Genomic DNA, 15154 nt, shown 5'->3' on the forward strand with positions numbered 1-15154 from the left:
TAAGATTTAATTGTAAGATGTGTTATTTATGTCTACTACATCTTTATAAAAGATAATCTGATTATATCATCGTGTCTGTTTTATATGCAATATAAAAGAACCTGATAAAACTATCCAGGTTCTTTTTTGATTTCCGCTATCACTTCTTAAAATAAAAAAAGCCGCGATTTCGCAGCAATGAATGGGATGAAATTCTTATTACCCGACAGGTGCTGCATGACATAGAATATTATCTCATTCCAAGTCGATCTACCTTACAACACCTGCTTTGCTCGATCAAACAAATTCCGATAGAAAACCTGTCCACGAGTAGACTTCTTCGAATTGTTGGATACGCTTCAAAATACGTTTGTTCCCTTTGCCAAATTTACTTTCACTTACGTTTGTTCTAGCTTTGCAAAAGCCGGTACAGCAGCGCCTCTCCCTTATTCTCAAACGTTCGCTGTGTTTCCAGAAATCCAGGCACCTCTAGCAGCCGAGAGGGTCTGTACCCGGGGCCACCACAGCCGCAGGAGTGGTAAGTGTATCCTTGTTGATATAGTAGCTCTACCTTTTTCCACTGTTTGATATCCGTTTGCTTCGGGGCCTGAAAATCATGACCCATGTCATGCATGGATGCCTGGCATTGCGGACAGACATGGACAATCCGTTCATATTCATCCTTCGGCATTTCAAACCGTGATGTCTGCTTATATACTTTCCTGCAGGTAAAGCAGGCAAAGATATCTTTATATGGGCCGCATATTGCATATCTACACATACGGTTACCCCCTTTATAATCTAGAATTGGTCTGGCATTTTTCACTTAAATCATAGAAATACAGTATTTTTTCAATTGACATGTATACAAGTCTGAAAACTCCTGTGAGAATTCCTCCAGTTTGGCCACCGCCTGACGGTAAATAACAATACTCACGAGCAAAAACGGAATGACAAAGGCCAGCTCGTTTCCGCCCATAAATTTTGCTGCAGTCTCGCATTTCTTACTCGCTCTTTCACCGATATATCCAACTCGTAGAACAGCCTCCATGACTCCCCCACTTCCTCAATATTCATACAAGTTAATTTAAGCTAGCCGCCTTATTTCTTGATATAATCAGCGAACTTCCGAAGAAAATCGAGCGAATGGATATCCTCTCTAAGATGATGATGAACCAGATCATCCATTTTGGTTGTTTCCTTATTCAGCATGTATTCAAGCATAGCTTGGTGCTCATGCCAGATGCCCATCAGCTTCCCTGTTTCCAGCATATGCAGCTTGCGATATCTGATATAGTGAACATTTGACTGCTGAATGAGCTGCCAAAGAAACTCCCGCCCCACCAATTGGAACATGGTTTGGTGGAACTGATCATCCAAACTGAGAAATTGATCCGTCGCATGATCTTCTTCGATCACAGCTCTCTGTCTGTCCAGAATATCGCTCAGCTCCTGCACATCGCTTAATGTAATTTGCGAAGAAAGCTCCTTCATAATCTCCTTTTCCAATGCGCTTCTTAAGTAAATAATTTGCTCAACGGACTCCAGATCAATATAGGACACAATGTTCCCCTTCTTGGGATAAATATCAATGTAGGACTCGAGCGCAAGCCACTTTAATACATCGCGTAGCGGAGTTCTGGACAGCTGGAAGCGTTCTGACAAAGTCGTCTCACTCAGTAGAGTACCCGGCTTTAAAGTCAGTGACAAAATATCATTTTTCAAAAGCTGCTTGATTTCTTCTTTCGTCAACATTTCATTCCTACCTTCACTTTATAAATCTAGAACTATTATAAAGCATTTTGAGGTGATAAATCCCTTTATAATTATCATTGACAAGAACAAACCCTATAATTTATGATCAACTCAATCTTGTATACAAGACAGACGAAATATAATCAGGGAGGTATCGTTATGAATATGACCTGGAGATGGTATGGAGAAGGCAACGACAATATTACGCTGGACCATATCCGGCAAATTCCTGGAGTTATGGGCATTGTCTGGTCTTTACATGATAAGGTAGCTGGTGAAGTATGGGAAATGGAGCGAATTCAGGAGGTAGCTGATCAGATTACGAGCAAGGGCTTTAGTTCGGCGGTCGTAGAAAGTGTAAATGTCCACGATGATATCAAAATCGGCCTACCATCCCGCGATCAATATATTGACATTTATATCGACACCATTCGAAAATTAGCCAAAGTGGGAGTTAAGGTGATTTGCTATAACTTTATGCCTGTCTTTGACTGGACCAGAACAGAGCTGTACAAGGAACTGCCTGACGGGTCCAATGCCCTCTTTTATGAAAAGGCTGCCATTACTGATGATCCCCGCCAAATGGTGGATCGGATTCTCAAGGGAGCTGGGAAGTTCACCATGCCTGGCTGGGAACCGGAACGGTTGGCGAGACTGGATGAACTTTTTGCTGCTTATGCGGATGTCACAGAAGACAAGTTGTTTGACAACCTAAAGTATTTTCTTGAGCGCATCATCCCGGTCTGCGAGGAGTCTGACATCAAGATGGCCATTCATCCTGATGATCCAGCATGGCCCATCTTCGGATTGCCGAGAATTGTCCGGAGTCGTGAGACCATCCGGCGCATCCTAGACGCAGTGAGCAGTCCATATAATGGTCTAACCTTCTGCACAGGCTCACTGGGAAGCAATCCTGAGAATGATTTGCCAGCCATGATTCGGGAGTTTCATGATCGTATTCATTTTGCGCATATTCGTAATGTCAAGGCGTTTGAGAATGGAGACTTTATTGAAGTGTCACATCGCGGGAAGGACGGAAGCGTCGATGTACCGGAAATAGTTAGAGCTTATCATGAGAACGGCTATCAGGGATATGTACGTCCAGATCACGGCAGACATCTATGGGGGGAAGAAAAGAATTGTCGGCCAGGCTATGGTTTGTATGACCGTGCACTGGGAGTTATGTACTTGCTTGGTGTCTGGGATAGTCTCTCTCAAGGCAAAGGAGTGAAATAAATGCTCCAACTTGACCGGAAAGGCCTTTTAGATAAGGCGGCCTGGGAAGCAGCAGGTATTGAATTGCCGAAATATGATCTGGAGCTTGTAGCCCATAACACCCGACTTCGACCGCAATGGGTGCATTTCGGAGCAGGCAATATTTTTCGAGGGTTGATAGCCAATGCGCAGCAACAACTACTGAATAACTTGAAAGCGGATACAGGTATTATTGCAGCCGAAGCCTTTGATTTTGAAATGATCGACAAAGCCTATAAGCCTTACGACAATTTAACCTTACTGGTGTTGATGAGTGCAGACGGAAGATTTCACAAGAGCGTGGTCGCAAGCATCGTTGAGGAAATCGCGGCAGAGCAGAATCGTCCAGACGACTACCTCCGTCTGATTGAAATATTTGAGAATCCGTCCCTGCAGATGGCCAGCTTTACTGTCACGGAAAAAGGATACGCTCTGACCGGGCCCGACGGCAAGTATCTGGCTGTTGTAGAGAGGGATTTGATGAATGGCCCTGAACAACCAGCGCATGTGATGAGCATAGCTACTTCGCTTGCCTATCGGCGTTATCTAAAGGGGCGACTTCCAATGACTTTTGTGAGCATGGATAATTGCTCCCATAACGGCGATCTGTTAAAGGATAGTATGATTGCCATCGCCAAGGAGTGGACTCGCAGAGGCCTGGTAAAGGAAGGATTTGCAGACTATCTGCAGAATGAGGAGAAAATAACCTTCCCCCTGACCATGATCGACAAAATTACCCCCCGCCCTTCCTTGCAAGTACAGTCTGCTCTTCAGGAACTGGGGTTAGCCGACATGGAGTTAATCGTTACCTCCAGGCATACGTATACGGCTCCCTTTGTCAATGCTGAGGTTAGCGAGTATTTGGTCATTGAAGACAAGTTTACGAACGGGAGACCTGCACTGGAGGAAGCTGGCATCATCTTCACGAATCGGGATACGGTGGACAAAGTGGAGAAGATGAAAGTCACTACCTGTCTCAATCCGCTGCATACAGCGCTGGCCCTCGCTGGGTGTCTGCTTGGGTATGAGCTCATTGCAGATGAAATGAAGGATCAGACATTGCGTCGTCTGGTGGAAACCATCGGCTACAAGGAAGGTTTGCCTGTTGTAGTTGATCCCGGTATTATCCAACCGAAACCATTTATTGACGAGGTATTGCAGGAACGCTTCGCCAACCCCTATATTCCGGATACGCCACAGCGGATTGCAACAGATACCTCTCAAAAGATGAGCATCCGTTTTGGGGAAACCATAAAGTCTTATGCTAGCACAGCAGGGCTTGATCCTACGAACTTGACTGCTATTCCCTTGACCATTGCGATCTGGTGTCGCTATTTGCTGGGAGTGGATGATCAAGGAGAACCCTTCACACTCAGTCCGGACCCGTTACTGGATACGTTGCAGGGATATTTGCAGAATACGAAGCTGGGCGATCAGACCTCCGAGGTTCGCTGCCTCCTCGAGGATGACAAACTGTTCGGTGTCCGATTATATGAAATCGGTCTGGGCGACAAGATTGAAGCCATGTTTCATGAGATGCTGGCAGGTCCCGGAGCAGTCCGAAGCACGATAGAGAAGTATGTGAACTAGAACTTACTTAGAAGGTCACAATCACTTTGCCCTGGGAGTGGCCCGTCGACACTTTAATCAACGCCTTGTTAATGTCACCAAACGTATAAGCCGAGTCTATTGAGGGCTTTATATTTTTCTGTTCAACAAGTTTAGTGATATCTTGTAATTGACTTCCATTGGCTTGCACAAATAAAAAATGATATTCATTTTGATTCTTGCGTGCTAAAGAATCTAAGCGAGCACCCACCAGACCAAACAATGCTTTTTTCCACAGGGGAAAACGATTGTCAACCGCAAAGCGATAATTAGGTCCGGCTTTCAATGATACCAATTTCCCTTGTGGTTTTAAAATACCCAGTTCAGCTTTGATCTCTTTGGTCCCCAAGGTGTCGATCACATAATCGATATCGGACAGTATGTTAGCATAATTCTCTGCCTTATAATTTATGAACTGATCAGCCCCGATCGACAGTATACGTGATCTGCCTCTTTCACTTCCACTTGTAATAACAAATAACCCCAGTGATTTGGCAATGGGGATTGCCATAGCTCCAAATCCTCCGGTTCCTCCAGGAATGAATAGCTTTTTATTCGGCTGGACATGGAGTACATCGTGCAATGCTTGATAAGCAGTCAAGGCAGTAAGGGGTACAGCAGCAGCTTCAATAAAAGATAGATTTTCAGGCATGATGGATAAAGCATCTTCATTTACGGCCGCATACTCGGCAAAAGCACCGATTTTATTAAGCGGCAACCTCGTATAAACAGGGTCACCAACCTTAAAATTCAAAACATCATCACCAACAGCTTCAATAACCCCAGATAGTTCATTCCCTAAAGTTAATGGCAACTTATAGTCAGCAATCATCCGAACACTACCATTCAAATTTAGGATATCCAGTGGATTTACACCTGCTGCCTTTACTTTGACAAGCACCTCATGGTTGTTGATCTGTGGCATGTCAACATCATTTAACTCCACTTGGATTTTTTTTGAATATTTCTGTATTTGTGCTGCTCTCATATTCATCCTCTTCCTTTGCTAATTTGGAGATAGCATAACCATGAAACTATTGGCTAAAAACATGGCGTACAATTTACGGTTGTACGCCATGTTCCACTTTTTTGCTATTGTAGTCCCTCTTGCGATTCTAATTCTCGTATCGTCGGATAGTCCGTGTAACCTTTACTCCCCAGACCAAAAAATGTTGTCGGGTCTGCTTCGTTCAATGGCGCTCCTTTTTGAAGTCGTTCCACCAAATCTGGATTGGCTAATGACCACACACCAACGGGCACCATATCAGCAAGGCCACTATCTAAATCCGTGCTAAGATCTTCCAGAGCCCGTCCTGCACGATTGACTAACAATGGATTCGTCCATATTGAGCGAATGTCTTGGAGCAGCTTTTCATTTCCTAGATGCATGACATGAAGGTAAGCCAGATCCAATTGAGCTAATTCCTTTACAAGATAGCGATAAAGTTCAGGACCTTGTTCTCCGTCTTGGATCCCACCTAGAGGTGTCCCTGGCGAAATACGGAAGCCTGTTGCTTCTGCTCCAATTTCTTCGACGATGGCTTTTGTTAATTCGATCGCAAAGCGAGCACGATTTTCTATAGATCCCCCGTATTGATCTGTTCGTGTATTCGAGTTTTCTCCGATAAATTGATTAATCAGATAACCATTGGCTCCATGAATTTCAACGCCATCCGCACCTGCTTTAATAGCCGCTGCTGCTGCTTTCCGGAAATCTGCTATAGTCGTTTGAATGTCCTCTACACTTAACTCACGGGGAACGGGGATTTCCTGCATACCTTTAGCAGTAAACATCTCTACACCAGGCGCGATTGCAGATGGTGCAACAGGTTGGCGATGATGTGGTGTATTATCAGGATGCGACATACGACCAGCATGCATTAACTGAATATACATATATCCACCTGCTTCGTGCACTGCATCGGTAACCTTTTTCCATCCTTCAATATGTTTATCCGTATAAATCCCAGGTGTCCATAAGTACCCTTGACCATCATCAGAAGGTTGTGTACCCTCCGTAATAATGAGTCCCATTGATGCACGCTGAGCATAATAAAGAGGTGTTAGCTCTCCTGGTGTGCCATCTTCTTGCGATCTGCTACGTGTCATTGGTGTCATTGCTAAACGATGTGGCAGCTCCATTTTTCCAATCTTCGTTTTACTCCACAACTTTTTCATTGGATACTCTCCTCTTTCAATAAACTCAACAGATCTATAAATTGAATTTAAAATTCTGAAATGATCGGATATATTTGACCTCTGAGATTGAAATTATAGTTCTGGTCTACAATCCCTATCCCTTCGTTGCTGTCATAAAGATCCACCATGAAGCCCGCCATTTGTTTGGCAGTGTGGTACTTAGGCATGTTTGCTTTATAATCAAAATCTTCTGCATCTAATGATTTCTTCACAAATTCCGTTTCTGTTATAGCTGGTGCTAAAACCTTTGCCATTAGTTTTGCACCTTTTATTTCTAGTTCTTTTGCAAGTCCTTCTGTGAAGGCACTAACGTAATATTTAGATGCAGAATAAGCAACACTCCCAACAGCAATAGCATATCCGAGTGCGGATGAGACGTTAATTAACTGAGTTCCTTCTTCATCAGCATAATCTCGAACATATAGTGTAGAAAGGATTGTCAAGGATTCAATGTTAACACGTAGCATAGTTTCAACTTTATCTAAATTCTGTTCAACTACAAAAGAAGCTTCACCGAGTCCCGCATTGTTTATCCAGGTCTCAATTTGGTATTCCTTTAAATCGTTATATAGTGTGTAGGCTTGATCTGTAACAGACAGGTCACTTGTATGAACAATAACATTTACATTAGGGTCAATATTGTGAATTGCTGATTTGAGTTCTTCTAATTTATCCAATCTTCTAGCTACCAAGATTAAGTTTTTGCCACGTGCAGCAAACGCCAATGCCGTTTCATATCCAATCCCTGAACTTGCTCCTGTAATGACTGTATATTTCATAATATTCTCTCCTTCATAACATGCATATTAGTGTAAATAAGTTTTAAAGACGATTTTAGAACGAACATTCTTATTAGGGTAAAAAAACAGTTAGATCTAACTAGCTATTAGCATATCAATTTTAGAACGAACAGTAAAGAATTTTTTCGTGGCTAAGAATTGTAATTTTGGAGCGGTATTCCTTGACATGTTTGAGGCGTAAGATACAAGTTCTTTCTTATGTTAGAGGGACAAGAAAAAACTTGTATCACGGAAACAAACAGTCCTCCATTGAGGTAACTCCTTTTGCCTGTCATGCTGTAATTTCACTTTTAATCTAAAGCGGTCAGTGTCATATCAATAATATTCTTTAATTTTTGCTGATCCGTTGTTGTCTTAACCAACGTACGTAGCCCTAACCACGCATTCATTAAATAATGAGAAATAACTACAGGATCCAAGTCAGCCTTGAATTCACCCGATTGTTGACCCTTCAGAACAAGGTTAGTCAAGAGTTCCTCAGTTCGCGAATAACTTTCATCAACTAAGGATGCAACTTCAGGATCCAACACGCCGAGTTCCACACCTGAATTCACGAGAAAACACCCTAGAGGTTCTCCTTCATTTCTTACTGTCGCCTCAAACAACTCCCGAATTGATTCTTTGATCGGTTTTTGCTTTTCAATCAGAAACCTCATTTTGCTGGTCTGCTTCGTTTCATATCGTTCGAGAGCTTTCATAAATAAGGCATGCTTATCCCCAAAGGTATCATAGATACTTCTTCGGTGAATGCCCATAAACTCAACCAAATCTTGCATTGAAGTTTTCTCATATCCTTGTGCCCAAAACAGGTGTATCGCTTTATCTAATACTTCATTAACTTCAAATTCTTTTGATCTTGCCATCGTCATCACCTCGAATAATCATTATACAATTTAGTGAAGGATCGGCAAACTCGATTTAAAATATGTGAATACATTACAGCTATGAGGTCTGTCTTATATATTTAACCCAGGATTCTTCGTTTGTCTGCTTGTAACCAATCAGGCGTCCATCCTTTTTCCAGGGCATCCAGGGTTACTCCTGGCGGAACGATAGCATCTATCGCATTCAGGATATCAGTGCTTAATCGGATGTCGCTGCCTTTTAGCGTTTCACGTAGTTGCTCAATTGTTCTTGCCCCCACTATAGCAGAAGTAACTGACGAGTGAGCTTGTGTAAATGCCATGGCAAGATGTGGCAAAGTTAATCCTGCTTCATCTGCAAGGGTTTGGAGCTTAGCAATGGCTTCGAACTTGATGCGATTTTCTTCTCGATTCGGATCTACAACTGTTGAAAGTTTCCCTAGAGAACTCGCTGCTCTTGAATCTGGGGCAACCGCTTCTCCCGAGCGGTATTTTCCCGTTAGCAGACCACCCGAAAGTGGGCTCCAAACCATTACGCCCATTCCGTATTTTGCGGTTGCGGCAAGCAGATCGAATTCGATACTTCGATTCAATATGGAATACGGGGCTTGCTCGGATACAAAGCGTGCGGTATTTTTGCGTTCGCTAGTCCATTGTGCTTCGATCACTTGCCATGCCTGAAAATTGGATGTACCAATATAGCGAATTTTCCCTTCACGAACCAGGTCCGTAAGTGCGTCAAGACTCTCTTCAATGTCAGTATGGAGATCCGGCTGATGTAGTTGATACAAATCGATATAGTCCGTTTGCAACCTTCTCAAGCTTCCCTCTACTGCACGCTTAATCCAATATTTCGAGTTACCGGATTGATTAAGCCCACTGCCCATGGGCATTCCGCCTTTCGTGGCCAGAATAACATCCTGTCTGCGTCCTTTTAGGATGTGACCCAGAATTTCTTCGGATTGACCACTTGAATAGACATCCGCTGTATCGATCAGATTAATGCCTCCAGCCAAAGCCTCATCTAACATGACTGTAGCTTCTTTCTCCGTATTGTTGCCCCAAAAACCCAAAGTACCTGTACCTAATACAAAACTGCTTATTTTAAGGCCTGTATTTCCTAATACACGATATTCCATGTTCAATCCATCCCTTCTCCATCTGTTATAATTAGAATGATCATTCTAATATTCGTAGAAGAGCTCCACGGCAAGATCTCACACCATCCTCATAACTCTTGCCTTCTTATCCGTGTATTCCTCCCACGCCAACAATATAACATATTTAGAATGATCGGTAAAGAATAATTAAGATCCTTCCTGAAAATGAACTAAGAAGACTCCAAAGCCGCGGTCAAAGCGGAGCTGAAGTCTTCTTTTCAATAAAATGAACATTCAGAGCGGGATGTAAAAATTACATTAGTTTACGCATCTAACGTATACAAGGGCAGGTTTTCCGGTAAAGCCGCCGGGCGCAGGCATGTGCTCTGCATTGGATAGAAGGTCTGCTGATCGGAGGAATCGTGGAACGCCCACATTGCCTCCAGCACATGATAAGCCAATTCACCACTGGCGCGATGAGGCCGTTCGCTGCGGATAGCGTAGGCCATATCGGCAACACCGATGCCTCGTGTATTCTCCTGATAGCCCGGCAGCAGCGGTACCTCTGTCCATTCTTGCTCGCCCAGCAGCCTGTAGCAAACTGGCCCTCCGAACGTATTCGGGTCAGGCACCTGCAGTGTGCCATGAGTACCATATACCTCAATTGGTGGCAGAGTGCTTCCACCAAAGATATCAAAGCTAGTAATGAGCGTACCGACAGCCCCCTGCTTGAAACGCAGCAATCCGGCCACATGGGTCGGTATATCGACCGGGATGGTCTGACCTCTCTTTTTCTCGCTCGTAATCGTTCGCTGATCCATCGCCTTGCTTGTCATGCCCGAAATGGCAGCAATCGGACCCAATAATTGCACCAGAGCCGTCAAATAATAAGGGCCCATATCAAACATTGGACCTCCACCGACTGCATAATAAAATTCAGGATCAGGATGCCAATGTTCATGCCCACGGCTCATCATGAAAGCTGTAGCGGCTACCGGACTCCCAATGACTCCGTCTTCAATCAGCTTCAATGATGTCTGTATACCGGAACCGAAGAAGGTCTCTGGTGCGCAGCCGACAAGCAGTCCCTTTTGATGAGCAAGATCCAAGACAGCCTGACCCTGCTCACGGGTGACGGCAAGTGGCTTCTCCACATAGACATGCTTGCCTGCCTCAAGAGCTCTGAGACATACGTCGGCGTGAACGCCCGGAATGGTCAAATTAATGATGAGTTCGATCTCTGGATCAGCCAAAATCTCATCTACCGAATATACATGCGGAACGTTGAACGCTACCGCCTGCTCCTCTGCCCGACCTTGGTCCAGATCCGCTACAGCGTACAGCTCCAGAATGTCGAAACGATGGCAATTTTCCATGTAAATTCCGCTAATTTTACCACACCCGATAATGCCTACTTTCATTTTGTTCATGCCTAGACTCCCTTCTTCTTCAGAAAAAATGGATAATGGCATTCTTTTGTTACATCGGATACCATCCTGTTCACCCTAGCGTTGCTGGTTGTCTGTCATGCCTGTATAAGCCTCTGCGAGAGAGCTGCCCCGGGTGGCCACCGCCTGTTTGCCTGCTGCTGCCCACAGAAATCCGCTGCGCATCATCTCGGTCACTTGAGGCATATCTATGATATCTGCGTGATGCCCCAGCGAATTGTAGAAGACGCGGCCGTTCCCCCAGCGCTTCGTCCATACAACGGGCATATCCACTGGCCCATTAGCTGAATGGGGGCCTGGTACGATCGGAAAGCGTGTGGTTGCCAGCACTTCAACTGCTGGGTCTACGTGGAGGTAATACTGCTCGCTTTTGACCTGAAAATCCTCAATATGGTCTAGAAGTGGGCTGGAGCCGCGCTTCATGTTCACCATGTACTCTACGCCGTCATTGCCGGGATGCGCAACCCATTGCCCGCCTGTCATAAACTGCCAATCCACATTGTTCCGGAAGGCATCACACATGCCACCATGGCAGCCTGTGAGACCTACGCCGCTTTGAACCGCAGCGGAGACATTATCGACCAGTTCCTGCTCAATCTGTCCCATGGTCCACATTGGAACGATCAGGTCCAGGTCAAGCAGTTTCTCTGCATCCTGGTAGGCTTCAAGGGTATTAGACACCTCCACCTCGAACTGCTCTTCCTTCAAAATGCGTTCAAAAATGGCCGCCACCTGCTCCGGCTCATGTCCGTTCCATCCGCCCCATACAATCAGTGCCTTGCGCATCTGTAATCCACTCACCTTTCGGAATGTATTGTTATACTACATTTCTTCAATGGATACCCAGCGGCGTTCCTCTATGGATCGTTCTACCGCTTCAAGCACAGCCTGACAAGCAACACCGTCACGGAAGTTCGGCGACGGTTGCCTTCCTTCAGAGATGGCACTCAACATCTCAAGCATCTCATGGGTGAAGGTATGCTCGAATCCAATCGTATGTCCTGCAGGCCACCAAGCTTCAGAATACTTGTGTGCCGGATCGGTGGCGAGTACGCGGCGAAAGCCCTGAACGTCTTCCTCATCCTGTGTGAAATACACTTCCAGTTCGTTCATTCGTTCAAAGTCAAACCGCACACTGCCTAGGCTACCGTTGATCTCGAATGAATTGGTGCTCCGATGTCCGGCAGCAAAACGTGTGGCCTCGAAGCTGCCCAGCGCACCTCCGGCGAAGCGTGCCAGGAACAGCGTGGCATCATCGACTGTCACTTCTCCCATTGGAGCATTTGCTTCAGTGTTTCTTTTGGAGCTCAACCCGCTCATCTCCAAAGCTAACGGGCGCTGCTGGATGAATGTCTCGCTCATGCCGATCACTTCATGGAACTCGCCAACCAAGAAGCGAGCGAGATCAATCAGATGGGCGCCAAGATCACCATGAGAGCCAGAACCGGCCACGTCTTTTTGCAGCCGCCATACCAGCGGGAAGGACGGGTCCATGATCCAGTCTTGAAGGAAGAAGGCACGAAAATGATAAATTTTGCCTAGGCGACCGCTCTCGACTAGCTGCTTTGCCAGCTGGACAGCCGGTGAAAAGCGATAGTTGAAGCCTACCATATGTCTGACCCCTGCTTGCTCTGCTACCTGCAGCATGTCACGTGAATCCGCCAGCGAGAGCGCAAGCGGCTTCTCACAGAACAGATGCTTGCCATGGAGGGCAGCCTCCACGACAATTTCTTTATGGGCATTACTCGGGGCGTTAATATCAATGAGATCAATATCGTTACGTTTCACTAGATCACGCCAATCCGTAACACTTTCGGTCCAGCCGTACTGGCGGGCAGCTGCCTGAACCCCCTGCTCGTTGCGTCCACAGATAACGGACATCTCTGGCTGCAGCGGGGCATCTGGGAAGAACATGGGTAGACTTCGGTAAGCGTTGCTGTGAGCCTTGCCCATAAATTTGTAGCCAACCATTCCGATACGAAGACGATTAGACATGTCGTGATCCTCCTTATGGGTCTGAGTTTCAACGAATTTTTGACGAATGGTGTTATTGACGAATGGATGACGCCCTGATAATCAGTTCTGTGGATAGGAGTTCTCTTATTGAGTCGCACCCGGTTAGTTCCAGAGCCGGAATGAGATGCTGAGAATCGGGTATAAGCTTCGAGGCTGCAAGCTCCCCCATCTCATAAAAAGGTACGCGGACACTGCTTAGCGGCGGAACAGCCATCTCAGCCGCATCCGAATCGTCATAGCCTACAAACGCCGGAAACCGGTCAGCTGCCAGTCCGCGCTCACGGAGACCCTGCATTACCCCAAGAGCCATCCGGTCGTTCGCCGCAAATACAGCATCAATATCATTCAATTGGTCTGCGATTGTAGCTGAGGCTTCGAGTCCGCTCCGACGGCTATAGTTACCTTCCAGAAGCAGTTCGTGGTCATATTCAATCCCAGCGTCCTGAAGCGCGGTACGATAACCCTTCATTCGCTCAGTACTATTGGAATAGATATCCGGGCCGTTGAGAAAGGCAATCCGCTTGTATCCCTGCTCGATGAGGTGACTTACAGCCGCCCGGCTGCCTTCTACATGGTCTGCATCCACTTCACAGAACGATTGCCCTTCAAAATGGTGATTCATGACGCAGAACGGACGTCCTTCTTCCTGAAGCCTCTTTAGAGCTTCCACCTCATCGTGGTCATCCCTGGCTCCAAGGATGATACAGGTATCGATCCTTTGCTGACGGAAAAGACTACTGTAATCAATCCGTTCCCCCGGCTTCCGGAACAATAGAAGCAGATCAAGTCCGCTGTCTCTAGCCTTGTTTCCGATACCGCTCAGCATCTCAGAGAAAAAATAGGCTGAGAACAAGTGCGCCTTCGGGACATAAGGCATAACCACACCAAGATGGCCACTCTTCCTTCGGGCAAAGTTACGGGCCAGCGCACTGGGAACATATCCAAGCTGATTGGCTGCGTCCAGAACCCTTCTTCGCGTATCCTCTTTGATAGGACCTACCGCATTCAAGACCCGGGATACTGTCGCTTCAGACACGCCGGAAAGTTCGGCTACTTCCTTGCGCGAAACAATATTACCCACCTCCAAATCATTTTATGTACGCGCGTACATTTTCTCATGCAGTCCTACCTCTGTCAATCCCAAAAAGCGTACCCCATAGATGGATAAGCTCTTTTCGTTACTAAAAGAACGTGGTCTCGTGGTTCCTACTGGCAAACAGTCAAAACACCTGATCATATACAAGATACAAAATGATTCTTTAAGGCTTGAGCATGCTGATCATTCCTACTCCTATCATCAGTACTGTAATTCCCGCAAGTATACCTATCCATTCCTGAGGACTCTTCTTTTCCTTAAATATTAAAATGCTGCCAACACAGGCAATAGCAATGCTCGCTTGAGAGATCGGAAAACTAGCCGCCATGCCGATCAGCCCATTGGAAATAAATAGTGCTAGATTCGCAATGCTCCAAACCAATCCTGTCGACAAATTGCGAACCACCAGAGAGAATCGTAGCCGCTTTTTGCCCTTCAGATTCATGGCCATGGCTGAGCATAGCATACCGAGCGATTGCGGCAGAATGACGGATAGCCCGGATATATGAAAAAACTGATTAATCACGACATAACTGCTTAACGCTAATCCCGAGCAAACCAACATTATGATAATGGGTACCGGCAAAGGCTTGGGCAATCCAGCAGACTTGCCCTGATAGCTGGTTAACAGAACTCCTGCCAATATACACAGAAGAGAACCAACGCCTATCGCATATTGGTACCCTGTTATCCATTCACCCAAAATAAGTGCGGCAAATAGCGTCGTCCCTATCAACTGCAGACCACAAATCACAGGAATGGCGATCGATACGCTTACTTTTTGAAAAGCTTGAAACTGGAGCAATTGTCCAGCGGCCCAAAAAATACCAGATATAAAACTTACCACAAAATGAATCGGTGTTAATGAGGTAGGATGAATGGTATACAAGCACAGGGAAAACAGCACAGCACCAATAACGGTACCTGTCAGCTGTTCTCGGGGACTGGCTTTTGTAATATGCGCCAGTATCGGCATAACTCCCCAGCCAAGGGCTGGAATAAAAGCAATAATGAAATCCACGCGCGAAATTCTCCT

General features: G+C 45.7%; 15 protein-coding genes. 2 read left to right on the top strand and 13 right to left on the bottom strand.

The window, feature by feature from the left end; translation table 11 throughout:
* Positions 1-388: 388 nt before the first annotated feature.
* From G9G53_RS07075 to G9G53_RS07085, 3 genes are read right to left on the bottom strand one after another with little or no spacing between them, the layout of a single operon-like run.
* The gene (locus G9G53_RS07075) at positions 389-760 is read right to left on the bottom strand and encodes a hypothetical protein (protein ID WP_165146457.1); all 372 of its coding nucleotides are present in this window, start codon (positions 758-760) and stop codon (positions 389-391) included.
* A gap of 45 nt (positions 761-805) precedes the next feature.
* Positions 806-1030 (bottom strand): hypothetical protein, encoded by a 225-nt coding sequence (locus G9G53_RS07080; RefSeq protein ID WP_165146460.1) that lies wholly within the window; start codon positions 1028-1030, stop codon positions 806-808.
* Positions 1031-1080: 50 nt separating this feature from the next.
* Entirely contained in the window at positions 1081-1734 is a 654-nt protein-coding gene (locus tag G9G53_RS07085) for a GntR family transcriptional regulator (RefSeq protein WP_029515188.1), read from the bottom strand.
* Positions 1735-1893: 159 nt separating this feature from the next.
* Between G9G53_RS07085 and uxuA the strand changes: the two genes are divergently transcribed.
* Together uxuA and G9G53_RS07095 are read left to right on the top strand one after the other, a co-directional pair.
* The gene (uxuA, locus tag G9G53_RS07090; protein ID WP_165146463.1) at positions 1894-2970 is read left to right on the top strand and encodes a mannonate dehydratase; all 1077 of its coding nucleotides are present in this window, start codon (positions 1894-1896) and stop codon (positions 2968-2970) included.
* Complete coding sequence (locus G9G53_RS07095) at positions 2971-4578, top strand: mannitol dehydrogenase family protein (RefSeq protein WP_165146466.1); 1608 nt, start codon at positions 2971-2973, stop codon at positions 4576-4578. It begins immediately after the preceding gene.
* Between the two features lie 7 nt (positions 4579-4585).
* Here the strand turns inward: G9G53_RS07095 and G9G53_RS07100 are convergent, their stop codons facing one another.
* The 10 genes from G9G53_RS07100 to G9G53_RS07145 form a co-directional block, all read right to left on the bottom strand.
* Positions 4586-5584 (bottom strand): NADP-dependent oxidoreductase, encoded by a 999-nt coding sequence (locus G9G53_RS07100; protein ID WP_165146469.1) that lies wholly within the window; start codon positions 5582-5584, stop codon positions 4586-4588.
* 104 nt (positions 5585-5688) lie between these two features.
* Entirely contained in the window at positions 5689-6774 is a 1086-nt protein-coding gene (locus G9G53_RS07105; RefSeq protein WP_165146472.1) for an alkene reductase, read from the bottom strand.
* Positions 6775-6821: 47 nt separating this feature from the next.
* Positions 6822-7574 (bottom strand): SDR family NAD(P)-dependent oxidoreductase, encoded by a 753-nt coding sequence (locus G9G53_RS07110; protein ID WP_165146475.1) that lies wholly within the window; start codon positions 7572-7574, stop codon positions 6822-6824.
* Between the two features lie 311 nt (positions 7575-7885).
* The gene (locus G9G53_RS07115) at positions 7886-8458 is read right to left on the bottom strand and encodes a TetR/AcrR family transcriptional regulator (protein ID WP_029515180.1); all 573 of its coding nucleotides are present in this window, start codon (positions 8456-8458) and stop codon (positions 7886-7888) included.
* 101 nt (positions 8459-8559) lie between these two features.
* Entirely contained in the window at positions 8560-9597 is a 1038-nt protein-coding gene (locus tag G9G53_RS07120; protein WP_165146478.1) for an aldo/keto reductase, read from the bottom strand.
* A gap of 284 nt (positions 9598-9881) precedes the next feature.
* Positions 9882-10988 carry a Gfo/Idh/MocA family protein gene (locus G9G53_RS07125; RefSeq protein WP_165146481.1) on the bottom strand — a complete coding sequence of 369 codons (1107 nt, stop codon included), beginning with the start codon at positions 10986-10988 and terminating at the stop codon, positions 9882-9884.
* A gap of 75 nt (positions 10989-11063) precedes the next feature.
* The gene (locus tag G9G53_RS07130) at positions 11064-11792 is read right to left on the bottom strand and encodes a ThuA domain-containing protein (protein WP_029515175.1); all 729 of its coding nucleotides are present in this window, start codon (positions 11790-11792) and stop codon (positions 11064-11066) included.
* A 36-nt stretch (positions 11793-11828) separates the two neighbouring features.
* Positions 11829-13001, bottom strand: a complete 1173-nt coding sequence (locus tag G9G53_RS07135; protein WP_039273095.1) for a Gfo/Idh/MocA family protein — start codon at positions 12999-13001, stop codon at positions 11829-11831.
* Between the two features lie 52 nt (positions 13002-13053).
* A complete protein-coding gene (locus G9G53_RS07140; RefSeq protein WP_176715732.1) occupies positions 13054-14109 on the bottom strand; it encodes a LacI family DNA-binding transcriptional regulator in 1056 nt (351 codons plus the stop codon).
* Positions 14110-14281: 172 nt separating this feature from the next.
* Entirely contained in the window at positions 14282-15139 is an 858-nt protein-coding gene (locus G9G53_RS07145; protein WP_069011836.1) for a GRP family sugar transporter, read from the bottom strand.
* Between the last annotated feature and the right edge of the window lie 15 nt (positions 15140-15154).

The organism is Paenibacillus sp. EKM206P (assembly GCF_011066155.1).
GTDB classification, from domain to species: domain Bacteria; phylum Bacillota; class Bacilli; order Paenibacillales; family Paenibacillaceae; genus Paenibacillus; species Paenibacillus polymyxa_D.